General features: G+C 69.8%; 23 protein-coding genes and 1 pseudogene. 10 read left to right on the forward strand and 14 right to left on the reverse strand.

Going from position 1 to position 26,246, the window contains the following annotated elements:
- The first annotated feature begins 337 nt into the window (after positions 1-337).
- On the forward strand, positions 338-1,483 hold the full coding sequence (locus tag ETD86_RS05065) for a DUF1835 domain-containing protein (RefSeq protein ID WP_246147643.1): 1,146 nt from the start codon (positions 338-340) through the stop codon (positions 1,481-1,483).
- Between the two features lie 25 nt (positions 1,484-1,508).
- On the forward strand, positions 1,509-2,534 hold the full coding sequence (locus ETD86_RS05070; protein WP_211369835.1) for a S66 family peptidase: 1,026 nt from the start codon (positions 1,509-1,511) through the stop codon (positions 2,532-2,534).
- 313 nt (positions 2,535-2,847) lie between these two features.
- Here the strand turns inward: ETD86_RS05070 and ETD86_RS57920 are convergent, their stop codons facing one another.
- Complete coding sequence (locus ETD86_RS57920) at positions 2,848-4,938, reverse strand: class I SAM-dependent methyltransferase (protein WP_246147645.1); 2,091 nt, start codon at positions 4,936-4,938, stop codon at positions 2,848-2,850.
- A gap of 222 nt (positions 4,939-5,160) precedes the next feature.
- Between ETD86_RS57920 and ETD86_RS05085 the strand changes: the two genes are divergently transcribed.
- The gene (locus ETD86_RS05085; RefSeq protein ID WP_138664913.1) at positions 5,161-5,823 is read left to right on the forward strand and encodes a glycosyltransferase family 2 protein; all 663 of its coding nucleotides are present in this window, start codon (positions 5,161-5,163) and stop codon (positions 5,821-5,823) included.
- Between the two features lie 166 nt (positions 5,824-5,989).
- On the opposite strand, the gene ETD86_RS56690 is transcribed toward ETD86_RS05085, so the two are convergent.
- The 4 genes from ETD86_RS56690 to ETD86_RS05105 all read right to left on the reverse strand — a co-directional run bounded on the left by ETD86_RS56690 (position 5,990) and on the right by ETD86_RS05105 (position 8,430).
- Positions 5,990-6,127: a hypothetical protein gene (locus ETD86_RS56690; RefSeq protein ID WP_211369836.1), complete on the reverse strand. Its 138-nt coding sequence runs from the start codon at positions 6,125-6,127 to the stop codon at positions 5,990-5,992.
- Between the two features lie 41 nt (positions 6,128-6,168).
- Positions 6,169-6,741: a TetR/AcrR family transcriptional regulator gene (locus ETD86_RS05095; RefSeq protein ID WP_138664914.1), complete on the reverse strand. Its 573-nt coding sequence runs from the start codon at positions 6,739-6,741 to the stop codon at positions 6,169-6,171.
- Positions 6,738-7,325, reverse strand: a complete 588-nt coding sequence (locus tag ETD86_RS05100; RefSeq protein WP_138664915.1) for a sugar O-acetyltransferase — start codon at positions 7,323-7,325, stop codon at positions 6,738-6,740. The genes ETD86_RS05095 and ETD86_RS05100 overlap by 4 nt, the downstream gene beginning before the upstream one ends.
- A 115-nt stretch (positions 7,326-7,440) precedes the next feature.
- A complete protein-coding gene (locus ETD86_RS05105; protein WP_138664916.1) occupies positions 7,441-8,430 on the reverse strand; it encodes a helix-turn-helix transcriptional regulator in 990 nt (329 codons plus the stop codon).
- 60 nt (positions 8,431-8,490) lie between these two features.
- Between ETD86_RS05105 and ETD86_RS05110 the strand changes: the two genes are divergently transcribed.
- From ETD86_RS05110 to ETD86_RS05120, 3 genes are all read left to right on the forward strand, one after another.
- A complete protein-coding gene (locus ETD86_RS05110) occupies positions 8,491-9,078 on the forward strand; it encodes a DinB family protein (RefSeq protein ID WP_138664917.1) in 588 nt (195 codons plus the stop codon).
- Complete coding sequence (locus ETD86_RS05115) at positions 9,075-9,536, forward strand: VOC family protein (RefSeq protein WP_138664918.1); 462 nt, start codon at positions 9,075-9,077, stop codon at positions 9,534-9,536. Before ETD86_RS05110 ends, ETD86_RS05115 begins: the two co-directional genes overlap by 4 nt.
- Positions 9,537-10,633: 1,097 nt before the next feature.
- Positions 10,634-11,365 (forward strand): Clp protease N-terminal domain-containing protein, encoded by a 732-nt coding sequence (locus ETD86_RS05120; RefSeq protein ID WP_138664919.1) that lies wholly within the window; start codon positions 10,634-10,636, stop codon positions 11,363-11,365.
- Positions 11,366-12,330: 965 nt separating this feature from the next.
- Here ETD86_RS05120 and ETD86_RS05125 read toward each other — a convergent pair.
- Positions 12,331-13,308 carry a LacI family DNA-binding transcriptional regulator gene (locus ETD86_RS05125; protein ID WP_138664920.1) on the reverse strand — a complete coding sequence of 326 codons (978 nt, stop codon included), beginning with the start codon at positions 13,306-13,308 and terminating at the stop codon, positions 12,331-12,333.
- Between the two features lie 249 nt (positions 13,309-13,557).
- Here ETD86_RS05125 and ETD86_RS05130 point away from each other — a divergent pair, with 249 nt between their 5' ends.
- The 3 genes from ETD86_RS05130 (at position 13,558) to ETD86_RS05140 (ending at position 15,932) form a co-directional block, all read left to right on the forward strand.
- On the forward strand, positions 13,558-14,346 hold the full coding sequence (locus ETD86_RS05130) for a hypothetical protein (RefSeq protein WP_211369837.1): 789 nt from the start codon (positions 13,558-13,560) through the stop codon (positions 14,344-14,346).
- Between the two features lie 116 nt (positions 14,347-14,462).
- Entirely contained in the window at positions 14,463-15,212 is a 750-nt protein-coding gene (locus ETD86_RS05135) for a GNAT family N-acetyltransferase (protein ID WP_138664922.1), read from the forward strand.
- Positions 15,213-15,251: 39 nt separating this feature from the next.
- On the forward strand, positions 15,252-15,932 hold the full coding sequence (locus tag ETD86_RS05140; protein WP_138664923.1) for a phosphotransferase: 681 nt from the start codon (positions 15,252-15,254) through the stop codon (positions 15,930-15,932).
- 62 nt (positions 15,933-15,994) lie between these two features.
- Here ETD86_RS05140 and ETD86_RS54840 read toward each other — a convergent pair whose 3' ends face one another.
- The 8 genes and pseudogenes from ETD86_RS54840 to ETD86_RS05180 all read right to left on the reverse strand — a co-directional run.
- Positions 15,995-17,092, reverse strand: a complete 1,098-nt coding sequence (locus ETD86_RS54840) for an NAD(P)/FAD-dependent oxidoreductase (RefSeq protein ID WP_170222891.1) — start codon at positions 17,090-17,092, stop codon at positions 15,995-15,997.
- A gap of 2 nt (positions 17,093-17,094) precedes the next feature.
- Entirely contained in the window at positions 17,095-18,486 is a 1,392-nt protein-coding gene (locus ETD86_RS05150) for a cytochrome b (RefSeq protein WP_138664924.1), read from the reverse strand.
- A 216-nt stretch (positions 18,487-18,702) separates the two neighbouring features.
- On the reverse strand, positions 18,703-20,850 hold the full coding sequence (gene helR / locus ETD86_RS05155) for an RNA polymerase recycling motor ATPase HelR (RefSeq protein ID WP_138664925.1): 2,148 nt from the start codon (positions 20,848-20,850) through the stop codon (positions 18,703-18,705).
- Positions 20,851-20,992: 142 nt separating this feature from the next.
- Positions 20,993-22,234 carry a glycosyltransferase gene (locus tag ETD86_RS05160; RefSeq protein ID WP_138664926.1) on the reverse strand — a complete coding sequence of 414 codons (1,242 nt, stop codon included), beginning with the start codon at positions 22,232-22,234 and terminating at the stop codon, positions 20,993-20,995.
- Between the two features lie 327 nt (positions 22,235-22,561).
- Positions 22,562-23,359, reverse strand: coding sequence for a class I SAM-dependent methyltransferase (locus ETD86_RS05165; protein ID WP_138664927.1), 798 nt, complete (start codon positions 23,357-23,359; stop codon positions 22,562-22,564).
- A 150-nt stretch (positions 23,360-23,509) separates the two neighbouring features.
- Positions 23,510-24,739, reverse strand: a complete 1,230-nt coding sequence (locus ETD86_RS05170) for a GNAT family N-acetyltransferase (RefSeq protein WP_138664928.1) — start codon at positions 24,737-24,739, stop codon at positions 23,510-23,512.
- A gap of 12 nt (positions 24,740-24,751) precedes the next feature.
- Positions 24,752-25,087 carry an ArsR/SmtB family transcription factor gene (locus tag ETD86_RS05175; RefSeq protein WP_138664929.1) on the reverse strand — a complete coding sequence of 112 codons (336 nt, stop codon included), beginning with the start codon at positions 25,085-25,087 and terminating at the stop codon, positions 24,752-24,754.
- A 264-nt stretch (positions 25,088-25,351) separates the two neighbouring features.
- Positions 25,352-25,522, reverse strand: a pseudogene (locus tag ETD86_RS05180) (RraA family protein); the annotation flags it as partial.
- Positions 25,523-25,608: 86 nt separating this feature from the next.
- On the opposite strand from ETD86_RS05180, the gene ETD86_RS05185 reads away from it, so the two are divergent.
- Positions 25,609-26,169 (forward strand): DinB family protein, encoded by a 561-nt coding sequence (locus ETD86_RS05185; RefSeq protein WP_138664930.1) that lies wholly within the window; start codon positions 25,609-25,611, stop codon positions 26,167-26,169.
- The last annotated feature ends 77 nt before the right edge of the window (positions 26,170-26,246 follow it).

The raw sequence follows: 26,246 nt of genomic DNA on the forward strand, positions 1-26,246 counted from the left end.
ACGCGGGCATCTCGGCCCCCGAGGTCGCCGAACGGTGGGGTCGTCATTGTTCGAAGGTCTGGCTGCGGTCGATGAGGTCCAGAACCGCGCACCGCCCGGTTCGTGGCGGCGGAGCTGGTGGAGCGCGGACGGACGCCGCGATGGCTCTTGCGGCGGTTGCCACCGCACTCGGTAAACTGGCCAGTGGCGTCCGTCCGCGCACAACCTCCGGCGACCCGCCCCAGCAGGGTCACCCCAGGAGGCAAAGGGAGGTCCACCTCTCGGGCGGGGCTTCGCTCTCGATCGTGCGTCCGCCGCACCGGTCGCTGGGGGATCTGCGGACGGGCCGCGGGAGACGATGATGACCAAGCAGGCCGACTTCAAACGGCGTGTGCGCGCTCGCATGGCCAAGACCGGCGAGTCGTACGCGACCGCCCGCAGCAACCTCTTGGCCGAGCAGCCCGGCACAGCGGCTTCCGGTCCCACCGGCGACGGGATGGCGGCGGCCCTGCACGTCAGCAATGGCGATGGCACGGACCTGCCCGGGACCGGTCTCGCGCCACGCGTTCTGTACTGGCGCGACGTCCTGCACGAGGGGCCGGTGCCTGCGGTGGGTCCCGAGGAGCTCCGCCAGATCAGAGCCGCCTTCCTGGCCGGGGCGAACGCGGACGACCGCGCGGAGGGTGCCGACATGTTCGCCGAACGGGACCGCATCCTGGAGGCCAACCGCGACGGCGAGTATGTCCTGTGGTTCGAGGCGGATCTGTACGACCAGCTCCAGATCATCCAGATCCTCGCTCGCCTCGCCGACCTTGGAGTGCCGGCGCAGCGCATCACCCTGATCTGCATCGGCGAGCACCCCGGCATCGCCCGCTTCGGTGGCCTCGGCCAGTTGACCGCCGAACAGCTGCGCGAACTGCCCACCACGAACGCGTGCGCCCGGCTGACCCCCGCTGCGCTCCAGCTGGCCACGCACGCCTGGGCCGCTTTCCGGGCGCCGACTCCGGACGGTCTGCGCGCCATCGCCGGTAACCGCTCGAGTGAGCTGCGGTTCCTGGGTGAGGCGTTCGACCGGCTCAGCCGGGAGTACCCGGCGACCCGCGACGGGTTGTCGCTGACCGAGCGGCGGATCCTGGCCGCCGTCGCCGACGGCGCGGCCGAAGCCGGGACGGCGTTCGTCCGCGCCGCAGCGCGAGAAACGCGCCCGTACCTCGGAGACACGTGGTGCTTCGCGATGATGGATCGGATGGCTCAGGCACCCATCCCGCTCCTTCACGCCGAACCGGCGAACCGCCCGGTCGACCGCGGCACCGGCCTGAGCCTGACCCGCGCCGGGGCACGAGTGCTCGCGGGTGGGGCGGACCACGTGGCGCTCAACGGCATCGACCGGTGGGTCGGCGGGGTGCACCTGCGCGGCCACCACGTGCCGTGGCGCTGGGACGACGGGACCGAGACCATCACCCGCCCGGCCGAGGACCCACAGACTCGGGGCGATTCACCGTGAACCGAGCGCCCGTTACGCTTCGACGATGGATGTGATCTTTCCTCGCAAGCTGAACGAGGGCGACGTCATACGCGTGGTGGCGCCGGCCAGGTCCCGCGCGATGGTGATGGAGCATGACCACACCGACATCATCGGGCCTCGGTTCGCCGAGCTCGGCCTGACACTCTCCTACGGCAACCACGTCGATGAGCGCGACGCCTTCGACTCCACCAGCATCGCCTCACGGGTCGCCGATCTGCACGAGGCCTTCGCGGACCCGTCAGTGGCCGCGATCCTGACGGTCATCGGCGGCTACAACTGCAACGAGCTCCTGCCGTTCCTGGACTGGGAGCTGATCCGCGCCAACCCGAAGATCTTGTGCGGATACTCCGACATCACCGCCCTGCAGAACGCCATCCTCGCCCGGACCGGGCTGGTCACCTACTCCGGTCCCCATTGGTCGACGTTCGGGATGCGAGATCACTTCGAGCAGACTCTGCGCTGGTTCACCTCGGTCATGTTCGGCACCGCTCCGATCGCCCTCGCCCCCGCGGCGCACTGGAGCGACGATCTCTGGTATCTCGACCAGGACAAACGTGAACTGATCCCCAACGACGGATGGTGGCCGATCCGGCCCGGCACCGCCGAGGGACGCATCATCGGCGGCAACCTGTGCACGCTGAACCTGCTGCAAGGCACCCCGTACATGCCGTCCCTCGACGGTGTGATCCTTGTCGTCGAGGACGACCTCGAGTCACACCCGGCCACCTTCGCCCGCGACCTGACCTCACTGCTGCAGCTGCCCGGCGCTCCGGGGATCCGCGGCCTCGCGATCGGACGCTTCCAGCACGCCAGCCACATGACCCGCCCGCTACTGGAACAGATCATCGACGCCCAACCGGCGCTGACCGGCATCCCCGTCCTGGCCAACATCGACGTCGGCCACACCTACCCGCTGGCCACCTTCCCGATCGGCGGCCAAGGCCGGCTCGCCGTCAGCGACACCGAACCCGCGACCGCGGCCGAGGCCGAGGCCGAGGCCGAGACAAGCGTGACGCTGCTCCGCCACTGAGACCCCGGCCCGTCCCATCGGGCACGAGGAGCATCCACCGGCGGCCGGGCCGGGGCAGGCACGGACGATCCCGGACGCGCTGATCGGCCGGGTGACGAGCGCGATCAATTTCGGAGCGGCGTCGATCCGGTGGCTCGGCGTGCTCGGTACGCCCTCTATAGGCGACAAATCCTGGTTCCCATGTCTTTGATCTTTAACCTGACAACGCTAGTGGCTCCTGCCAACGGGCGGAGTCGAGGGGCGATGGGGGCAGGACGCGGTGTCGCCGCGGGCGCCTCGCGTCCACGCCACGTGCGCCGGAGGAGTGCCCGTCCTAGCGCAGGCGTGCCAGCCAGCGGCCGTGCGCCGTCCAGCAGTCGGCTTCCACGAACCCGCCGGCCAGTGCGACCCGCCGGATGTCGTTCGCAGAAACGGTCGCCCAGCCGAACCATTCCCCGGCGAGCGGCCCCCGGCGTAGCCGGAGCCGGTCGACCCGGCTTCGTGTCCCGGGCGGCGCGACCTCGGCCAGGATCGTGCCGCCCGGCTCCAGGAGCTGCCTGACCCTGCGCAGCAGCGCTTCGGGGTTGCCACCGATGCCGATGTTGCCGTCGGCGAGCAACGCCGTCGCCCAGCGGCCGCTGCCGGGCACCTCGTCGAAGACGTCTCGGAGCAGGGCGAACCCTCCGGCGCGGCGGGTCAGGGCGACCGCGCGCGGTGTGATGTCGATGCCGAGTGAGCGGATCCCGCGTCGGGTCAAGGCCGCCGTGAGACGTCCGGGACCGGAGCCGATGTCCAGTGTGGGGCTGGAGCAGCGGCTCAGGAGTTCCTCGTCCCCGTCGATCGGCTCGAACCACCGTGCGGTCTCCAGCGTGACGCGGGTGCCGTCCACGTACTCGATCTCGGCGGCCTCTCCCGCGAGGGCGTCGGCGTAGATCTCCCCGATCATCGGTTCAGCTCCCGGAGTGCGGCGGCGAAACAGGACGCGGACACCTCGGCGGCCACGGCCGGACTGCGCGGCAGAGTCAGCCGGGTCTTGACCCTTCCGGGCAGCGGCTCCTCGGCGATGATCACGATCTGGGGCATTGGCGTATCTCCGCTTGGTGTGGCCGGCGGACGGCCCAGCCGATTGGTGTGGCCGGCGGACGGCCCAGCCGATCAGTACGGCCAGCGCGGCCGCGGCGTAGAAGGGGGTTCCTGGGCTGTCGGGGGCGACCGGGCCGGCGGTGTAAGCGACCGCGCCCGCAAGGGCCACGCCCAGCCATTCCCACCGGCCGTCCATGGCGGCCAGCGCGACGACCAGCAGCGCGTACCAGGAGTACCCGGGGGTGAACAGCAGGAGCAGCGAGCCGCTGACCAGCAGCGCGCCCTCCCAGGGCCGGTCGGCGTCGCCGTACCGCAGGACGAGAAGGACGACCAGGCCGAGTAGCGCGATCGCGGCATATGGGGCCCACGAGTCCGGCATGAGCAGCCGCAGGACCGCGTAGCGGTTGCCGCCGCCGGGTCCGTCGTAGCGCTCCTCCTTGAGGTAGCCCGGCAGGTAGCCCACCACCGACGCTCCCGAGGCCAGCACATAGGGCAGGTAGGACAGCGCCACCACGAGCACGGCAGGCACCACGGTGCCGAGGACGCGCCGCCACGCCACGCCGTTCGCCAGCACGCCGGACAGGGCGCCGGGGAGCGCTGTCACGGGCAGCAGCTTGGCCGCCACGGCTGCGCCGAGCAGCGCGCCGCGGGCGCGACCGGCGCGGACGGCGCTGAAGGCCAGCACCACCAGCAGCACGCCGAGCATGTCGACGTGCGCGTTGTTCACGGCCTCGACCGGCACCGCGGGGCACCACGCCCAGTACGCCGTCCGGCGGGCGCCCGCGAGCCGGCACAGCGCCACCAGCGCCAGCACGGCCATCGCCCAGCCGCCGAGTTGGAGGGCCTTGTGCCGCGAACCCTCCGGCGAGAGCCAGTGCAGCAGCAGGAAGTACCCCTGCGCGACCGGCGGGTAGATCGTGGGCTCGGTGGGGCGGTTGATCCGGGTGCAGCCGTCGACGGGCAGGGGCCACAGATCGGGGGCGCCGCAGTCCGGCGGGAAGAGCCAGTCGTCGCGCAGCGGGACGAGCGCCGGGTCGGACGGCGGGTGGTCGTAGGGGGAGATGCCCGCGGCCTGCACCCGGCCGTCCCATGCGTACCGGAAGGAGTCGGTGCTGCTGCTCGGAGGGGCCGCCAGCCCGGTTGCGGCCAGCGTGATCCCACCGGCGACGACCAGCGCACCGAGCCGCCGTTCCGGCACCCGCCGGGCCAACCACAAGGCGGACGCGAACAGCGCCCAGGCCAGCAGGTACCAGTCCAGGCCGGGTGGCCCGGCCACCATCCTGAGCAGGACGGCCGCCAAGGCCACGAGGGTCCCGCTGACCGCGAGCAAGCTTCGGCGCACAGGCGGCAGCCTCGCATCCCGAGGCCGGCTCGGGCGCGTGACGGGCTCGCCTGTTCGCCCTTCGTAAGAACTCTTACGAACCGCTGACGTCACCTCGGCATGGCCGCAACGGCGGGCTAGCGTCGGCGGCGTGAGAGTGATGGTCACCGGCTCGGCCGGTTTCATCGGGGAACACGTGGCCGAGATCGGCTTCGACGCGGGTACGAAGGAGTTCGCCCGGTCATGACGATCGACGTCATCCTGCCTTGCCTGGACGAGGAAGCCGCGCTCGGCTGGGTGCTGGGGCGCATGCCCGACGGCTACCGCCCGATCGTGGTCGACAACGGCTCCACGGACCGCTCCGCGGAGATCGCCCGCGACCTCGGGGCGCGGGTGGTCCACGAACCCAGGCGCGGCTTCGGCGCCGCCTGCCATGCCGGGTTGCTGGTCTCCTCCGCCGAGCTGGTCTGTTTCATGGACGCCGACGCCTCGCTCGACCCCGCCCAGCTTCTCCGAGTGGCCACCCCTGTGCTCGACGGGCGCAGCGACCTCGTACTCGGACGACGCGTACCGCAGACCGCGGGGGCCTGGCCCCCGCACGCCCGGCTGGGCAACGCCGTCCTCGCCGGCAACCTGCGCCGCCGCACGGGTGCGCCGCTGCACGACCTCGGCCCCATGCGGGCGGCCAGGCGCTCGTCGCTGCTGGCGCTCGGCCTGACCGACCGCCGCTTCGGCTATCCCCTGGAGATGGTGTTGCGCGCCGCCGCGGCCGACTGGCGGATCACCGAGGTGGAAGTGGACTACCTGGCACGGACGGGACGCTCCAAAGTGACCGGCACCCTGCGCGGGACGCTGCGCGCCGTCGCTGACATGCGGCGGGTCATGGCCGAGATCCGGCCCGGTTGACCAGGTTCTCCGGCCAAGCTCGGCGCCATGGGGCCGGCCAGCGGCCTCGAGCTGGCGGGGGCGCAGCGGCCGCCCTCGGAGATGTGATCACCACATCGGCGGACCCGGCGCCTTCCAAGCCCTGACGGCACTCGGTGAAGGACTACGCCCCGGCGATGCAGCCGACCTACGAGCCGCGCTCCGCCCGCTGCGCGGGGCTCAGCGCATCGTCGGCGACCACGTCGGAAACGCCCAGCCGGGCGCCCGCCCGGCTGGGCTTGGCCAGCGCCAGCGCCAGCGCCAGCGCCAGCATCTCCTCGGTCATGTCGAGCCGCGGACATCGGCTTTCCGATCGCATGAGGGGGATCAGCGCAGGTGCCGGCAAATGGCGTGGCGGATCTGCTCGGGCGTCATCGGGTCGGTCGACAGGGCGCTGTGCAACACGAGCCCTTCGATGAGCGCGTCGAGTTCCCGGGCGGTGGTGGCGTCGAAGTGGCGTTCCAGCGCTTGGCGACTGCGCGCCATCCAGGCCTGGGTGACGGTCCTCAAGGCCGGGTTACGCGCTGCGGCCACGTACAACTCCACGCTGAGGACGAGGTCCTGCCGTGCGCCGAGCAGGTCGTCCGACACCAGCGTGATGACCGCCTCGATCGCCGCGTCACGATCCCGGGCGGCGCTCAGACGCTCGTCGAAGACGCGGGCCACCGAGTCGGCGTGCCGGGTGAACGCCTCGGCGAGCACCTCGTCCAGGGACGCGAAATGGTAGGTCATCGAACCCAGCGGCACGTCCGCGGCGCGGGCGATCTCCCGGTGCGTCGTCCCGGCGACGCCGCGCTCGGCGATGACGGTGAGCGCGGCGTCGATCAACCGGTCCCGCCGCCCGGGGTCGTGCCGGCGCGGCCGCCGCGGGACCGGTGACCGCGGGGTGGGGCCGCTCATGCCGTACCCGGCCCGATGGCGCGGATCACGCGGGCGGGATTGCCCACGGCGACGACGTTCGCCGGGAGATCGCGCGTGACCACCGCGCCGGCGCCGACGACGGTGTTGTCCCCGATCGTGACGCCGGCCAGGACGATCGCCCCGCTGCCCAGCCATACGTTGTCGCCAATGGTGATCGGCTTCGCGGCCTCCCACTTCGCCCGGCGGGGCTCCGGATCGACCGGGTGTGTCGGCGTCATGAGCTGCACGTACGATCCGATCTGCACGTCGTCGCCGATGGTGATCGGCGCGACGTCCAAGGCGACGAGACCGAAGTTGGCGAACGACCTGGCGCCGATGTGGATGTGGCTGCCGTAGTCGACCCGCAGTGGCGGCCGGATCTCCGTGCCCTCACCGATCGCACCGAGCAACTCGGTGAGCAGCCGGCGCCGCTCCTGCGGATCACGGGCCGACGTCGCGTTGTACGCGTCCATCAGGTCCATGGCCCGCAGGTTGTGCTCGGCCAGCTCCGGGTCATCGGCGATGTACAGGTCGCCGGCGAGCATCCGCTCACGCATCGAGCGGCCATCGAAGTCAGACACCATACGTACAAGCGTACACATCTCATGTACGCACGTACATATCACTGGGTCTGGTCCGCGCCGGCCACGATGTGCTCCGCTTCTCTTCGGCGAGCCGGGCACACTGAAGCCGACAAGGTCACCCTCGGGGCACCGGTGAGGTCGTTGCGCCGGCCGACAACAGTCTTTCCGCCAGCACGCGACAGCGCGCCCTCAGCTCCGGAGGGTCGAGTACCTCGAAGTCGTGCCCCAGCAGGACCATGTGCATGAGCACGAAGTCGAGGCTGCGCCCGCCACTGAGCACCTCGCAGCGCTCGCTCCCCCGCGGTCGTACGACGGCCGCCGACGCCGGAATCTGCGCGCGCACCGTGTCGGCCGGCGCGTGCACGAGGAAGCGCGCCTGGTGCGGGTAGACCCGGCTCGCCACGCTCTCCTGCACGTACGTCGCCGCGTCGGGCGCGGCGCGCGGGCGGAAGCGCCAGGTCCGTGCGGACACGTCGGTCATCCGGTCGACACGGAAGCTGCGCCAGTCGTCGCGATCGAGGTCGTAGGCGAGGAGGTACCAGCGCCGGTCGGAGGCGACCAGGCGGTAGGGCTCGACCCGGCGCCGTCGTACCTCGCTCCCGGACGGGTAGCCGAAGCCGGCCTCGACCTCGTCGCGGCAGGCTCTGGCCAGCGTCATGAGCACGTCGGGGTCGACCGGCGTACGGCCTCCGCCGAAGGACTCCACCGAGCCGGAGAGCGCGCGCACCTCGTGCCGCAACCTGGTGGGCAGCACCCGGTCGAGCTTGGTCAGCGCCCGGAGTGCGGCGTCGCCGGCGCTGGCGACCGCGCCACCCGCTCCGACGAGCAGCGAGACCGCGGTGGCGATCGCCTCCTCGTCGTCGAGCAGCAGCGGCGGCAGGTCCTGCCCGGGACCGAGCTGGTAGCCGCCGCCGACACCCTGGCTGGCATGCACCGGATAGCCGAGCGTGCGCAGCCGCTCGACATCACGACGTACGGTGCGCGGCGTGACCCCGAGCCGGTCGGCGAGCTCGGGGCCGGTCCAGATCTGGCGCTGCTGCAGCAGCCCGAGCAGGGTGAGCACCCGCTCCGTCGTGCCCCGCTCGTCGCCGCTCGCCACTTCCATGTCACTCACCCTGCCAGATAGCGGACCGATTCTGTCCGCCAGGGGTGTCAGGGTGGCCCCATGGACGCAGACGAACTCGACTGGAACCGGACGCTGCGCGAGCAGTGGGAGTTCCACTGGAACCATCAGCTCCGAGCTCGGCTCGACGGCCTCACCGACGACGAGTACTTCTGGTCTCCGGTGCCGGACGCCTGGAGCGTGCGACCGCGCGGCAGCTCGACGGCGCCCGTACAGGCCGGCGCCGGGGACTTCACGATCGACTACGCCTTCCCCGAGCCGGTGCCCGCGGCCTTCGCCACGATCGCCTGGCGACTCGGCCACGTCATTGTCGGCGTGCTCGCCGCGCGCAACGCGGCGCACTTCGGCGCGCCGGCGGCGTCGTACGAGACCTGGGAGTACGCCGGCAGCGCGGCCACCGCGCTCGACCAGCTGGAGACCCAGCTCGACGTCTGGCTGGCCGGAGTGCAAGGACTCGGGGAGGCTGGACTCCGGGTCCCGGTCGGCGAGAAGGAGCCCTACCCCGAGGCGCCCATGGCCGATCTGGTGCTGCACATCCACCGCGAGCTGATCCACCACCTGTCCGAGGTCTGCCTGCTGCGCGACCTCTACCTGCACACGAACCCCGCTACGAACGGAGCAACCCGATGAGCCGCCACATCCAGGTCACCTTCGACGCCCATGACCCGCAGGCGCTGTCGTCCTTCTGGCGCGACGCACTGGGCTACGTCCACCCCGGCCCGCCCGGAGTCGACCTGCCCGAGGGCGCCGACCCGCTGGCCGCGTGGGACGACTTCCTCGAGCGGGTCGGCGTGCCGAAGGAGGAGCGCAACACGAGATCGGCCCTCGAGGACCCGGACGGGCGCGGCCCGCGGCTCTTCTTCCAGCAGGTGCCGGAGGACAAGGTCGCCAAGAACCGCGTCCACCTCGACGTCCGCGCGGCACCCGGACTGCAGGGGGAGGAGCGGATGGCGGCGCTGGAGGCCGAGTGCGACCGGCTCGTCGCGCTCGGAGCGACGCGGGTACGTCGCGACGAGGCCGTTCCCCCGATGGGCGCCGGCTTCATCGTGATGACCGACCCCGAGGGCAACGAGTTCTGCCTGGACTAGCTCTGTAAGGCGTCTACCAGGGTAAACGCTCGTCCGGACCCTTCCGAGGACACAGCGAGGGCACTCGGCACATCCGCAGCGCCCTCGAAAAGGCGTTCATCAACTTCCTGGCACGGTCGGCCGCGTCCAGCATGGGTGGCTGTAGACGCGAAGCGTGAAGCCGGGATCGTCGTGGCCGAGGTCGGCCAGGAGCTCGCGTTCGAGTACATGGCACGCACCTGAGATGGGGGTCCTGGCGGTGGCGCGCCAGGGACGTCTACGCCCGGCTTCCCTTGAACCTCGGGGAGCCGGGCGTATGGGTGTCTCTTCCGCGCTACTCGATGTGCAGCGCCGTCCAGTGCGATGGGGTTCCCTCGAACATAACGTCGTTACAGTCACAATTGCCGCAGCCCGGGATCATTTCGACGCTCCTCCTCGCCTGGGGGATTAGGTCTTGTACCCGCAGTGACGGGCTCATACGCTGGCGTGCATGCCAGAGTTCCGATTCATCGGAATCCCGGGGACTCCGGTGTTTACTGGCAGGTCGTGCAGTCGGCGGGGTGGGCGGGCGGTACGGTATTGGACATGATTCGTCCTCCAGTTAAGGGCAGAGAGGACGGATCGAGGCCCCGGCCCGGTGGTGGAATCACCGGGCCGGGGCCGTTCTGCCATCGGGAGCCGCCCGCGCGGGCGGCCATGGCCGTGTTGATGAGCCCGTAGGCGAACCGCAACGCCCCCTCCGGCGTCAGTTCGGCGCTGGCCTCCCAGGCGTGGTGGCGATGCTGAGGGCGACCCGGACGGGCTTGCCGGGCTCCTGTAGTTCTCGGCGTCGACGTCGGCGAACTCGTCGCCCTCGACCAGCGACGCGGACGCGAGTCGGCGCAGCCCGGACTGTGCTCGACGTCCATCGGGTAGCGGTGCCCCTCGGCATGGTCCCGCCGTCGAGGATGCGCATGCACCCACCGGGTCGTGCGCGCAACGGACGGACGAGCGCGGAAGCGACCTGGGCGGACGCACCACCCGTGGCCGGTCCTCGAAGCGAAGGAGGATAGGGCGATTTCCCGGACCATCGTCAACTCAAGGTTGACGATTCCTCGCCGTCAACCTACGGTTGACGCATGAGCGAGCCCTACGCGAAACTCAGCGAACTCATCTCCTTCGTCAAACAGCACAACCCCGACGGCCCTCTCGCCGAACTCTCCGGCGCCGTCCTCGTAGGCGAGCACCTCGGCGAACTCGCCGACCACCTGATCGGCCACTTCGTCGACCAGGCCCGCCGCTCCGGCGCGTCCTGGACGGAGATCGGCTCCAGCATGGGCGTCACGAAACAGGCCGCGCAGAAGCGCTTCGTCCCCACCAAGGGCTACGACTCCGGCAATCTGGAGGGCGCGGCGTGGGACCGCTACACGAACCGCGCGCAGATCACCATCCGGCAGGCCGTCGGCGAGGCACAACACGGCGGGCACCGCGAGATCACCCCCGAGCACCTCGTCCTCGGTCTCCTCCACGAGGAGGGATGCCTTGCCACCAAGGCGATCGAGGCAGCCGGCGCGGACGTCGAGGCCTTGCGCCGAGCGCTGCGGGACGCGCTGCCCGACGGCGGTCCGCCGACCGGCGGCGGGCACATCCCGTTCTCCGCCGCCGCCAAGAAGGTCCGCGAGCTGACGCTCCGGGAGGCCCTGCGCCTCGGCCACAACTACCTCGGCACCGAGCACATCCTCCTGGCCCTGCTCGACGACGAGGACACCCCCGCCGCGCGCGTCCTGATCGAGCACGGCGTCACCAAGGAGGCCGCCGAGGCGTACATCCTCCCGGCGCTCGAAGAGATCAAAAAGCGTTCGGCACACTGAACCCGCACGGCGGCTCCACGGCAGCTGCGCGCGGCCGAGCCGCCCAAGGGCTGGATCGTGCCTGAGCGTGCCGAAGGCCCCGCCGACTGGTGTCGAGGGGGCCTTCAGCTCAACGTATGCGTACCGGTGTGCGTGTCGCCTCTCGGCGAAAGGCACAACGCGGCTCCAGCCGAACGGTAGTCCGCGAAGGCAATAGGTGAGGCCCGGGGACACTGAGCACACCGGCCACGATGCATGTAACCATCGCCGGCCGCTCGATGTTCCCGTCCCGCGCAAGCTCGATGTTCCCGCGCAAGCTCGATGTTCCCGTCCCGCGCAAGACGGTGGGCCCTTCTCCCGCCTCTGTCAGGGTCTGCCGAAAAGGCTTCGGCACACTCGCGCCTTGAACCCCGCGAACTGTCCACACGGCCCGCGATGAGCTCTGCGGTGCTTGGCTGCGGCCTTGCGAGTGACGTGCTTGTGCGGACGCGGGCGGCTCTCGCCGCGCGTTACCCGGGTCCTCCGCTCGGATGCCGGCCGAGAGACGATCTTGGAGGCCACGCTGGCCGGGGTGGCGACCGGCGAAGGGCTCGTCCGCAGCGGGCGGGGAGAAATCGACACGGCTTCCCACATCCCGACCGGCATGGCCGCAAGGGGCGGAACCGTTGCCCGCTCAGGCTCCCGAACCGCCTGCCCCGCGGAGAACCCCAGGCCACAGCCGAAGCCCAAGGTTCCGGCGAACGCGAGCGCCAACAACACTCCTCGACACCTCCGCCGGGACGCGGACGGCGTTCCACAAAGGGATGCGGACGGCGGAAGGTCGCTCATGGAAACTCCCCGGGAGAAGCAGGTGCTGACAGTTAGTAGACAACTACGACGAGTCAATGGTTCGTCAAGCCGCCGCCTATGGGGAGCCGGCGCGAGACGGGTTGCCGACCCCGTGAAGCCCGTCCGACATCAGCGAGAGCGGGAGCAGATGAAAAGGGTCAGGTCGAAGCGCGGTGGATGACGCGCGGAGACAACGAGGCCGGAGTCAGGCGCGGTTTGCGGCCTGACAGACTCGCCACGACTGCCTCGGCCAGAGAACGCCCCACCTTCTCCAGGTCGAAGGCGATCGTGCTGAGCGGCGGATCGGTCACCTGAGCGAGGGGGATGTCGTCGGCGCCGATGACCGCCAGATCATCGGGGGCGGCGAGCTTGGCGTGGCGCATGCCCGTCAGGAGAGCGATCGCGACTTCGTCGTTGTAGGCGCACACGGCGGTCACGGACTCTCGCCGCCACCGCCTCGCGGCGCGGGCCAGGGCGGTGGTGTCGAGTTTGGTGTCGAGCGCCAGTGGCGGGTCGATGCCGGCGTGCGCGCAAGCGTCGGCGACCCCGAGCAGCCGGTCGTCGGCGATCTTGCGGAGCAGCGGATGGTCAGGCATGGCGTAGCCGAGGCGCCGGTGGCCCAGGGCGATGAGGTGCTCGGCCTGGAGGCGGCCCATGCGCCGCATGGTGGGGTGGGCCTCCACCTCGGTGGTGAAGACGAGGTCCGCGCCCGCCCGGCGCAGAGCCTGCGCGGTGTCGTCGTCGAGCGGATCGAGACTGGCGACCACCGAGGCGTCGATGGCCGCGCAGACGTCGGGGAGCGGCCGCCCGGGCGCTCCGGCCAGGTGGGTGACCAGGGTCAGGCCGGCGTGGGCAAGGGAGGTGGCGAACTGCTCCACGAAGCGGTTGATGCCGGGACCGATCGACAGATGCGGGATGGACAGCAGGACGACGTCGCTGCGTCCGGCGGCCAAGGCGCGGGCCGAGCCGCGCGGGCGGTAGTCGAGCTGCTTGACCGCCTCCAGGACGCGGCGCCTGGTCTCTTCGGGGATCGACTGCCCTGGCGTGTCGTTGAGCACGTAGCTCACGGTGGCGGCGGAGACGCCGGCTGCTCGGGCGACATCGGCGCTGGTGACCCGCTTTGCTGGGCGTCTCATGTCGGCATCGTAGGAGATTGCCGGCCATATATGTGACGGTGTCTCCGTTGCGCACTTGTTACGGGGAGATGTCTTGCGATCTGTGCGGCAGTCGACGGTAGGTTACTGATGCGCTTAAGTAACGAGCTGCGCTTTCCGACCCTTACTGCTTTGGGAAGGGTGTTCATGGCTACTCCCCCCTCTCTCGGACCCCTCGACACCCAGACCACCGACGACCTGCCGAGGGCGAGTGCGAGCAACAGGCGCCAGGTGGAAGACCGCCTCAAGCTTCATCGGCACCATCTTCGGGCCGATGGCCGGGACTACAGAGTGATCACACTTCGCCCCGGCACCAGAGCCCGATTCTCCACGAACTTCTACCACGAGACCTGGCATATCCTGTCCGACCCGCACGGCGCGCTGCTCCTTAGCCGCCTGTTGTGGGGCCTGTCCTTTCAACGGCAACCTGACACGGTCGTGGTCATTGATCGGCGATTCATCGACCCCAACCCATTCGACGCCGAGCAAGGCGACCCCATCGCTCTCGTTCCGGCCGACTTGACACACCTGTCGTCGCGGACCGCCCGGCACCTCAGCCGGCGCGTCGCTGTACCGGGAACCATGTCCGGAACTGTCCGCTGGCATACCTGGAGCCTCGACGTGGCAGTCAACGAGTGGCGCACTCAGCGGGCCGACGGCACCTGGTGGCGGCAATGGCGTCCCGAGGAGGACATTCGGGCCGCCGAGATAACCCGGCTGGGTGGACTGCTCAACGTACGGGCCTCATCTTCTTTGCTCCGCCGCTGGGCGGTCTACGTGGCCACGATGCATGACTATGTGTACGGGGGCATGTCGTACACCGAGTTGGACGGCCCGAAGGGGGAACCCTGCCGCAGTGACGGCGAGGTGCAGACCTTCCACGATTACCATCAGCGAGTGTCCGTCGCCAGGATCTCCCGCAGAGAGGTACTTGCCGCCGAGAACACCCCGGGCGAACCTGCGGAACTCCGGCCCCTGATCTGGAGTCGGAATGACAGAGGCCATGGCACTCATCGCTGAGTCCATCCGATGTGCTGCCGGGTGTCACGGTCGACGACGTGCACTTCGGCATCGGCCCGATCTTCCGCAGCTACGCTTGAACTTCCCAAAAGCCGCATCCAGGGGAAGGACCTCACTTGCTGAACGCCGACGTGCACGCCTATCTCAGGTCGGGAGCAGGCGATCGGGCCCACCGGGCCGGGCCGTTCGTGATCCGGTTCGATGAGCATGACGCCGCGCTCCCGTTCAACTACGCCATTCCCGACGACGACGTCGCCCCTACGGCGGACGAGATCGCGGCGCTGGTGGCGGCGTTCCGGGAGCGGGCCCGCACGCCCCGGCTGGAGTACGTGCCACAGGCGGCACCGAAGGTGGAAGACGCCCTGCTCGCGGCCGGGTTCACTCCGGAAGGCCGCTACCCGCTCCTGGTGTGCCCGCCGGACGAGGTGGTGGACGCACCCGGGGACGCCGCCGTCCAGGTCGCACTCGTGGCCGACGATCCCGGACTCTGGGGCGTCGCCCGGGTGATGAACGAGGCGTTCGAGGCGCCCGAGGCGACCGAACACGACGTCGCCCGACTCCGGCGGGTCCTGGACAGAGGCGGGCTCGTGGCCGCCGCCACCGACACCGCTACCGGAGACGTTGTCGGCGGCGGGCAGATCGGCGGCCCGCATCGGGGAGTCGCCGAGGTCGCCGGCATCGCCGTGCGGGTCTCACACCGGCGGCGGGGCATCGCGGGTGCGGTCACGGCGCTACTGACCCGGGCGGGCGCGGGCGCCGGAATCACGACGCCGTTCCTCACGCCCGGCGATGACCGGGCCGCGCGGGTATACACCCGAGTCGGCTACCGGAAGGTCGGCGAGATCCTGCACATCTCGCTCCGCTGAAACCGGTCGTTCATGCCGCGTGCACCCTATGCTCCTGGCATGCAGACCGGTCCCCTGCTCGGCTCCGGCCGCACTGCGGATGTGTTCGTGATCGACGACGCATGGGTGCTGCGCCGATATCGGGACGGCCGTGACGCCGCTACCGAGGCGACCGTCATGCTCCACCTCTCCAGCCAGGGTTATCCCGTGCCGCGTGTCGGATCGGTCGTGGGCGGGGATCTGATCATGGAGCGGCTGTCCGGCCCGACCATGGTCGAGGCGCTCCAGCAGGGCATGCTCACTCCAGAAGAGGCCGGTGCGATTCTCGCAGGGCTGCTGCGTCGTCTGCACGCTCTCCCGCCGCGGGTCTCGACCGATCCGGCGAATCGTGTTCTCCACCTCGATCTGCACCCGGAGAACGTGATGCTCACGCCCGAGGGGCCGATGGTGATCGACTGGGCCAACGCCAAGGAGGGCCCGCCCGCGCTGGACTGGGGGATGTCCGCTCTGATCTTGGCCGAGGTCGCGGTGGATCCGCGGGCCGAGGCGCCCCTGGCCCGCACAATCCTGGTTTCCCTGCTCGGCGACGTCGACCATGCAATCGACCTCGGAACGGCTCTGGCGATACGGGCCGCCAACCCGACGCTGAGTCAGGCTGAGAAACAACTCCTCGACGAGGCAGTGGCGCTGGTGAGCTCCCTGCTCCACACGATCGGCAACGTGGTGGATCGCAGAGGCTGAGAGCCACACCGCGCGGAGTCCTCAGCGCGCGGCGCCAGGCGGGGGAAGTCTCCGCCGGCGGCTCATGCCACAGGCAGCGGCTGCTCCGACGCCCGGAACAGGTCCACGATGGAGTCGTGGATCCTGTGCTGGTACGGCTGGCGCGAGCCGTACCCGATGGAGGCGGCCACATTGCTGCCCGCCAGCCTGCCTTGGCGCAGGGCATGTTGCCCGCTCATCGGGGTGATCTTGCCGGGCCTGGTGAGGTCGGGGACGGCGGCCACGTCGCCGCAGGCGTGGATCTCGGGACGGCCGGGCACGGCGAGGTGCTCGTCCACCCTGATCCTGCCCTGCTCGGCCGCCAGTCCGAGGTTGGTCACGAGCGGATCGGGGCGGACCCCGAAGCTCCACACGATCGTGCGGGTGGGGATGAACTCGCCGTCGGTGAGCCGCAGCCCCCGGGAGGTGACCTGGCCGAGCGAGGTCTGCGTCCGGACCTCCACGCCCCGCGACCGCAGCATCCGTGCCGTGGTCCTGGACAGGCGGTGCCGCATGTCAGGCAGCAGCCACTCGGCGGGATCGGCCAGGATCCAGCGGATCGGCTGCTCGCGCAGCCGCGGGTGGCGGCAGGCGATCGCCTGGGACAGCGACTGCCCGGCCGAGGCCGCCGCCGTACCCGCGTATCCCGCGCCGAGGACCACGAACGTGCAGTGCGCCGCGCGTTCGAAGGGATCGGTGCTCGCGGCGGCCAGGGAAAGTTGCCGGTGGATGTGATCGCGCAGATGGAGGGCCTGGCCGACGTTGTGGAAGCCGACGCTGTGCGCCGAGACCGCGGAGACCTGGGCGACTTCGCTCACGCCTCCCACCGCGACGATCAGCCGGTCGTAGTCCAGCACGCCGCCGTCGTAAAGCACGCGCTGGGCGCGGGCGTCGATGTGGGTGACCGTGCCGAGCACCACCCGCACACCCGGCAGCGTCTCGGCCAGCGGCACGCTCACCCGATCCGGGCTGAGGACGCCCGTCATCACCTGCGGGAGCAGCTCCGGATGCAGCGCGACACCGGTCGGGTTGACCAGCACGATCTCCGCGCCGGCTCCCACCCTGCGCGACAGGGTACGCGCCGCCTGGTATCCGGCGACCCCAGCTCCGACGATCACGACCTGTGGCCTGTTCGGTGTCACTGTCATCTCCCTGAGGTGATCGCCGGCTCCCGGCCCTCTTGCTGCGCCGGCGCCAGCCGTTCGTGGAATCCGCCGTCCGGGGACCGCGTGATGATCCCGGTCTCCACTCCGTGCTCGGCCACGTGGTGATCCGTCTGCTGAAGTGCGAGGCAGATCCGCCGGGTGCTGAGGAAGGCGATGACGGGGCCGATGACCACGGCGAACCTGAAGAAGATCGTCACAGCCTCGACGGTGAGGTGGAACTGGTGGGCGATCTGGTCGTTGGCCGCGGCCGCCCACAGCAGGCCGTAGAACGTGACGCCGGCGACCGCGATGGCCGTCTTCACCGGCGTCTCGCGCGGCCGGTCGAGAAGGTCCTGCGCGAGCGTCTCGCGGGCCATGCGGCTCGTGGTCTTGGGCCGGCCCAGCGCGTCGCGGCGGCCGCGTCGCGAGACGAGGAAGCGCTCGGCCATCGGGTAGGCGGCCAGGGCGGTGAAGAAGACCCCGGGTATCACCAGTGTGGGGACGAGGACCGCGAGGCTGAGCGTGTAGTCCCCGATGGTGAGTTCCCACCCGGGCATGATCCGGAGGGCGCCGTCGAGGAACCCCATGTACCAGTCGGGAACCGAGCCCGCCGAGATCTGCGTCGGCTTGGCAGGGCCGTACAGCCATATAGGGGCAATCTGGAACCCGAACCCGAGGATGATCAGCATGCCGATCGTCGCGAGCGCCATCATCGGGCGTGCGCTCCGCCGCGCCGACAGCGAGGCGATGAACCGGGAGTGGCCGTGCCGGCGCACCAGCAGTTCACGGGCGATCAGCAGCGCGGCCATGACGACCGCGGTGAGCAGGTGCACCCCGTACATGGCCGGAATGACCCTGTCACCAGGGAAGTCCGGGCCGAACAGCAGCGACATCGCCCAGGTCCCCACCACGGGGATGGACTGCAGAACCGACGTGATCAGCCACAGGCTCCCACCCGACAACATGTCGTCAGGCAGGACGTTGCCGGTCTCGCCCGCGGCCATGCCCAGCGCCAGCAGCGTCACCCAGATCAGCCACTGTCCGGTGCGCGGGCGGCGGAACGCGCCGGTGAGGAACATGCGCAGCAGCTGCAACACGACGGCCGCCACGAAGACGAGCGCCGCCCAGTGGTGGACCTGTCGGATGAACAGACCGCCGCGCACCTCCAGGCTCAGATGCATGGTCGAGTCGAAGGCCTTGCTGACGAAGAGTCCGCGCAGCGGGCCGTACGAGCCGTCATAGGTCACCTGGGCCATGCTGGGGTCGTAGAACACCATCAGCGCCGCCCCGGTCACCGCCAGAACGACGAACGACCAGATGGCGATTTCGGCGAACATGAACGACCAGTGGGAGAACTGAAACGAGCGGCGCTTGGCCGACAACGAACGCATTGGAGCCCCCTAACCGTGCCTCACTCATATGACGGAATCGGGCCAGGGGGTGTGACAACGATGAGGCGTCGATGACGGTGATTCACATCACTGGCATCGGGTCCTTTGTCGGGGCTGACGTGACCACGCCTGCCCCTACGCCGCCGCCGTCGGTGCGGATCGTGCCGGCCACGGCGCTCGCTCGTCCCCGCGCGCGGGCGTGCGTCCCGGCCGACGTCAGGAGCTCGTGAGGATGACGAGTTGCTGGGTCGCCCGGGTCATCGCGACATAGCGATCGACCGCTCCTTCGATGCCCTCACCGAAGGTGTCCGGGTCGATGAGGACGACCAGGTCGAACTCGAGCCCCTTCGCCAGCTCCGGGGTCAGCGACCGGACGCGGGACGTCGCCCGGAACGTGGGATCGCCGATGACGCAGGCGATCCCGTCGGCATGCGTGGCGAGCCAGGTGCCGAGGATCGAGCTCAGATCCGAAGCAGATCCGTGTACGACGGGGAGGTCGCTGCTGCGGATGGAGGTCGGCACGTTGGCGTCCGGGAGCACGGCCCGGATGACCGGCTCGGCTTCCGCCATGATTGCCTCCGGCGTCCGATAGTTGATGGTCAGGGAGGCCAGGTTGATCCGGTCGAGCCCGACCCGCTCCAGCCGTTCGTGCCACGACTCCGTGAACCCATGCCTGGCCTGGGCACGATCCCCGACGATGGTGAAGCTCCGGGACGGGCACCGCAGCAACAACATCTGCCACTCGGCGTCGGTCAGCTCCTGAGCCTCGTCCACGACGATGTGCGCGAACGGGCCGGCGAGCACGTCGGGGTCGAGGGTGGGCATCTCGGACTCGTCGACCAGATTTCGCTGGAGGTCCGCTCGGCGCAGCTGTGTCACGAGACCTTCGCCGTCGTCGTCGGCCTCGATCAGGGTGTCGACGACCTGGGCCATGCGCTCGCGCTGGGCGGCGAGAGCGGCTTCCTGCCGACGCCTTCGTCGCGACGCTTCCGGGTCGCCGAGCCGCTGCCGTGCCGCGTCCAGGAGCGGCAGGTCGGACACCGTCCAGGCCTGGGCTTCCTCGCGCTGCAGCTTCCGAATGTCATCGGGGCTGAGCCAAGGGGCGCACTTGCGCAGGTAGGCGGGTACCGTCCACAGGTCTCCGACGAGGTCCGCCGCTTCGATCAGCGGCCAGGCCCTGTTGAAGGTCGTGAGCAGCTCCCTGTCCTGCGTCAGCGACTTGCGGAGCAGATGCTCCGGGACGTCGCCGTCGTGCTTGTCCCTCAGGATCGTGAGCAGTTCCTCCCAGATCTGGTCGCGCGCCTCGTTGTGCGGAGTACCGGGTTCTGCTGCTTCGAACGCCTCGGCCCAGTCGTCGGCGCTCAGCCAGATGTCGGACCAGTTGGTCGTGACCGTCATCCCCTTGGTGGGCGGGTTCTCGTAGAACCTGACGGCCGGCTCGATCGCCTTCACCAGGTTCGCGGACGACTTCAGGCGGGCCACGTCCGGGTCGGTCTCGATCGCCGCTGCGGCTCCCTCGCCGACGAGGTCCCGCAGCGTGCAGGTCTGCACGCCCTCCTCTCCGAGGCTGGGGAGGACGTCGGCCACGTAGGCCAGGTAAGGCTGGTGCGGACCGACGAACAGCACGCCGCCACGGTGGTGACCGAGACGTGGGTCGGAGTAGAGGAGGTAGGCGGAGCGGTGCAGAGCGACGACGGTCTTCCCCGTACCCGGACCGCCGTCGACGACGAGAGCGCCGCGGGATCCCGCGCGGATGATCGCGTCCTGGTCGGCCTGGATGGTGCCGAGCACGTCTCGCATCCGGGCCGACCGGTTGCTGCCCAGGCTGGCGATGAAGGCGGACTGGTCGTCGAGCGCCGCGTGCCCTTCCAACCCGTCCGAGGTGAACACCTCGTCCCAGTAGTCGCTGATCCGGCCGCGGGTCCAGCGAAACCTGCGGCGGCTCGCCAGTCCCATGGGGTTGGCGTGGGTCGCTCCGAAGAACGGCTCAGCCGCGGGAGAACGCCAGTCGAGCAGCAGCCGACGGCCCGCACTGTCGGTGAGGCCGAGTCGTCCGATGTACACGGGCTCGGGGCTGTCCGCGCTGACGATGCGTCCGAGGCACAGGTCCAATCCGAAGCGACGCAGGGCTCGCAGGCGAGCGGTCAGCCGGTGGATCTCCAGGTCCCGGTCCAGCGCCTTCTGGCCGGCGCCGCCGGGCGCCTTGCGCTCGGCGTCGAGACGGTCGGACAGGTCGGCGATCGACTGCTCGAGGGTCTCCGCGATGGCCGCGAAGTGGTGCTCATCGCCGGCGATGAGCGTCGGGTCGGCCTTGGGGGCAAGGTGGTCGGGAAGGTCGAACGCGCTGGTAGGCAAGGGGTTCACGTACGTAGCTCCGATCTGAGGTCGCTGGCGACCCTTGCGCATGGCAAGGCGCCTGGACCGGCGTGCCGAACCTGGTGGCCAAGACGAGCGTCCGTTCGGGGCGCCAGGTTTGTAGGTCTCTGGTTCTGCGGTTCCGCGTGGTTCACGCGGACACGGGCGGCCTTTCTCGGCTGACCATGTCGAGCAGCAGCTTCGCGGCCACCGTCGCCCCGTCGATGCGGATCGTGCCGGCCACGGCGCTCGCTCGTGCGCGGATCTCGGGCGTCAGGGCCGTCTTGAGCGCGGCTGACAGGGACTCCCTGGTCGGAGTCGGACCGTCATGTGCCACGCCGACGCCCAACTCGGCCACCCGGCCGGCCCAGTACGGCTGGTCCGCCGCCTGGGGTACCACCACCTGGGGCGCGCCGGCCCGGGCGGCCGTCGTCGTCGTGCCCGCGCCGCCGTGGTGCACGACGGCGGCCACCCGGCCGAACAGTGCCTGATGGTTGACCTCGCCGACGACGAAGCAGTCGTCCCGATCGTCGATCAGGGCCAGGTCCGCCCAGCCGCGCCCGACGAGTACGCGCCGGCCCTGCGCCCGGATCACCTCGATCGCCACCTGGGCGGCGTCCGTCGATGCGCGCATGGGCATGCTGCCGAAGCCCACGTACACCGGCGGTGTGCCGGCGTCCAGGAACGCCACCAACTCGGCCGGGAGTGGGCGGACGTCGGGCAGGATCCACGCGCCGGTCTGTACGACGTCGAGGTCCGGCGTCTCCTGCCACGGGTCCAGTGTCGGGTCCGTCGCCAGCCACGGCCGGTCGCCGATGACGTAGTCGCGGACGTTGTCCACCGGTGGCAGGCCGATCGACGCCCGGTTGGTGTTGAGCGCCTCACCGAACAGCGCGTTGATGCTCTGGGCGTCCAGGTCCCACAGCACCCGGTTGTCGGTCACGTCCGGCGGGAGCGGCCGGCCAGGATACGCCAGCGGCAGGTGGTGCGGCGACGGCAGGGTGAGCTGCTGGAAGGTCACGGACACGGAGCGGATGCCCAGCTTCTCGGCCACCGACCGCGCGCCGGCCGCGGCCGGCATCACGCCGGTCGCCACCAGCGCGTCACAGCCCTCGGCCGCCGCGGTGACCGCGTCGAACTGGCTGCCGATCAACTCGGCGGCGCGCCGGGGCAGGTCCGACGACGACGGCGGCGGCACCGCAGTCGTCAGCGCGCGCGCCGACTGGCCGAAGGTCACCATCGGCACGCCGACACCGGCCAGCCGCTGCGCGAAGTCCTCGTCCGGCGGCGCGCACACCCGCACCTCCGCGCCGAGTGCCCGCAACCGCACCGCGAGTGCCACCACCGGTTCGACGTCTCCGCGCGACCCATACGTCGACACCACTACACGCACTTCGCATCCCCATTTCTGCAGGCTCTGGCCTCGGCCGCCGATTCTGCAGCACGACCCGGGTCTTGCCGCAAGCCCCCCGGTGCGCTATAGGTTGAGAGTGGAAAGGAGCGGGCACTCCCCTTTCCCTTCATCGTCCGCTGCGGGCGGACAACCTTCTCACGAAGCGGCGGCGCGCGGCGTACGGCGGCGCCGTCGGCTCAGGACGATCTCGCATGCGCCCACGGATGCAGCCGTGGATCGTGGACCCCCGAGGCAGCCGCAGCCCTCCAAGCCCTGGCCGCCCACGCCCGGCCTCCCCGTCTGAACCGCACGCCGCACTGATCAAGCTCAATGGTGGTCAGGGGTCTCGCCCGTAGCCCGCCACACGAATTCCAACCATGGTGGCGCGACCTGCATGAAATGCCCCCAACTGCCCACTTCTGGATCACCTTCGTCCGTGACCTCATTGACGTACGTCAGGACGAAGCCCTCCCGGATCAGCCCGTTCATGATGTGGCTCAGGGTCTGCCGATACTCCCTGGGCCTGGGGATCTGACCATCCGCCGGAATGCCAACCCACTCCTGGTCGGGGTAAGTGGTCTCCGCTCCGTTCGTGTACGGGTCCTTGAGCGTGTACCCCTCCCCGTTCCAGGAGTCATGGGTGAGTCCGGAGAAGAACGGGTTGGCGCACATCACGTGGTAGTGACCGCCTGGTCTCATGACTCTGGACACCTCGCGGAACACCACCCGCGCATCTGGCACAAAAGTCAGCGAATACGGATGCCAGACCAGGTCGAACTCTTCCGTGAAGACGGACAGGTCGCGCATGTCACCCTGAACCGTACCGACCGTCACGCCGTAATGCTCGGCAGCCGCCTGATCGCGCTCCAGCTGCACGGGTGAAATGTCCAGCACCGTCACCTCGGCGCCGAGCAGCGCGAAGGCGGCGGACTGCTGCCCGCCTCCGCCCGCCAGGCAGAGCACCCTCTTCTCCTTGAGGTCCAGCGGGAGGCCTATACGCTCCAGACCCAGATAGGCAAGAGCCTCCTCCGCGCTCAGGTCGAGCCTGGGACGCGTGAACAGCGCGTTGGCGTTGGCGAGCGCATCCCAGCGCTCCCTTAGGTAACGATGAACTTCGTCATGCATCCATCGATGCTCAACGATCTGCACGGCGATGTCGAGATCTTTTCCTTGGGCGCCCCTCCTCCGCACGGAGGTCGACCACCAGCGATCCGGTGTCGGCCACGCCCGCCTCACCCTCCGTTCGATGTTCCGCGGTGGGCATGGACTGATGGCTTAGGTGCCGGCCACGGTGCTGCGTCGTTCGATCATCAGCACGTCACGCCAGACGCCGTGGTGGCAGCCGATGCGCTCTCGGGTGCCGACCACGCGGAACCCGGCTGCCTGGTGCAGGGCCAGGCTGGCGGCGTTCTCACGGAAGACGCCTGACTGGATCGTCCAAACCCCGGCGTCCTCACTGGCGGCGATGAACGTCTTCAGCAGCTCGCGGCCGACACCCTGCGCCTGGCAACCAGGATGGACGTAGATGCAGTGCTCGACCACGCCGGCGTAGACCGGCCGGGCCGAGACCGCTGAGCCGGCCACCCAGCCGAGCACCTGACCGGTGGTGGCGTCAACGGCGACATAGCGTAGGTACGGCAGCCTGGCGGCGGTAAAGCCCTCCCAGCTTGGGGCAGTCGTTTCGAAGCTGGCCTGGCCGGTGTCCAGCCCAGCCTGGTAGATGGCCAGCACCTGCTCGGCGTCGGTCTCCCGCATCGGCCTGACCTCCACGCCCGGTCCTGCGGCAGGCTTGGCGGCTTGGACGATCGCCGAATGCACGCCGTCGCCGTGGTCAGCGGTCGGCATGACGCGGATGCCGACGAACCCGGCCGCCGCGAGCAGTTGCCGGTACTCGTCCACCGGCAGCGCCCCAGCCACGCAACCGATCCGCTGCTCGGCCGCCAGGCGACGTGCTGGGTCAACGTGGCCATCGACCACGACATCGCTCACTCCGAACCGACCGCCCGGCCGCAGCACCCGGAACGCCTCGGCGAGCACCGCGGCCTTGTCATCGGACAGGTTGATCACGCAGTTGGAGATGACCGCGTCCACCGACCGGTCCGGCAACGGTACGCGTTCGATGTTGCCGTGCAGGAATTCGACGTTGGTGACGCCTGCCTGCTCGGCATTGCGACGGGCCAGTGCCAGCATGTCGGGGCTTGCGTCCAGCCCGTACGCCTTCCCGTACGGGGCGACGCGGCGCGCCGACAGCAACACATCGATGCCGCCGCCCGACCCCAGATCGAGAACGGTCTCCCCACTGCGCAGTTCGGCCACCGCGACCGGGTTCCCGCACCCGAGGCTGGCCCGCACGGCGCCCTCCGGCAGGGCGCTGGTGTCGTCGTAGCCGGAGGCGCCGAAACTGCCCTGCTCGAATGCGTCCGGCCGGCAGTCGGCGACGACTTGGCCGGCGGCCGCGGCCCGGGCAAGAGCGGAATAGCGGTCGATGATCTCGTCATGTGCCATGGCGACGCTCCTTCACTCGCACGTAGGCGCGGCCGGAACCGGCTTGCCCATGACCACGTCGGCAGCGGTCGGGAAGCAGCCCACACAGGCCTCGTTGATCCGGTACAGGCTGGAGGTCCCCTGCCGCTCCACCAGCACGAACCGCACCTCAGCCAAGATCTTCAGATGGTGCGAGACGGTCGACTGCCCCACCCCCGAGGCCGTCACGATCTCACCGACGCTCATCGGCGTCCGTCGCCGAGCCAGCAGCGACACGATCTGGATCCGGGTGGCGTCGGCCAGGGCCTTGAACCAGCTCGCGTACTCCTCGGCCTCGGCTCGCGGCAGAGGCCCCTTCTCTTCGTTCATCGTTAATCGACGATAGACGATTAAGGGCCACATAGGAAGAGCCGTTCCATGCCTTGGGAAGGGCGGGGCGCCCGGCTGGAGGAGGCGCTCGACGCACGGGAGGCGGTCTGGGCGGAGGAGGTGGCGGAGCACGAGGGCCCTCTGTTGACTGTGCCTCGGCCCCGGCCGCGAATACGTCACCATCGCTCACCGAGATCAGCTCTTCGGCTGGGCATTCGCGCGTTCGCCCGGCTCGCGACACCTCCCCCTGCTCACAACTCACATCTAGGCGCGTGCCACGAGGATGCCGTCGTCGTCGCTGAACAGCTCAGCCCCTGGATGGAAGGCGACACCGCCGAAAGTGACCGGGACGTCGCGCTCGCCCGTGCCGCTCTTACGTGGATTGAAACCCAGGGCCTTGACGCCCAGGTCCAGTTCCCGCAGGGCGGCGACATCTCATACCGCGGCGGCCTGACCGACGAGGAGGCCGCCGCCTGAATAATCGCTTGCTTGTCTGGCCACTGCCCAGCATCGTGAATACGGTGAGCGACGTGCCCGAGCGGTGGAGCCAGGCCAGCGTCTACCCCGACATGTGGGCGGACCCCGACGCGGATCCCCGCAACAATGACGAAGCCAGCCCGGACGGTGAGTTGGCGACGCTGCAGGACTACCTGAGCAACTATCGACTGACCCTGCAGATGAAGTGCGAGGGGTTGGATCCGGAGCAGCTGGCGCGCCGGTCGGTGCCACCGTCGACCATGTCCTTGCTGGGTCTGGTCCGCCACCTTGCCGAGGTGGAGCGGGACTGGCGCAATTGGATTCTGCCAGGAGACCCGGCACCGAAGCTGTACGGAGCGCGTGATGCCGACTTCGAGGGAGCCGTTGCGGAGCAGGCTCTGGTCGACGGCGCATTCGCCGATCTTGCTCGCGAACAGGCGGCAACCGATGCCATGCTGGCCGAGTATCCGGATCTGGGCGCTCGGGTGGGTCAGGACGGCACCGCTGTCCGGGAGCTGTGGGTTCACCGGATCGAGGAGTACGCTCGCCACTGCGGGCACGCCGATCTGCTGCGCGAATGCATCGACGGACGGGTAGGGCAATAGCGCACTCGCTCGCTGGCAGTAGAGCGCATGCGTTGTTCCCGCGATCGAGGATCTTCGCACCCGTGGTGGCATAGTGG

Source organism: Nonomuraea turkmeniaca (assembly GCF_005889735.1).
GTDB lineage: Bacteria > Actinomycetota > Actinomycetes > Streptosporangiales > Streptosporangiaceae > Nonomuraea > Nonomuraea turkmeniaca.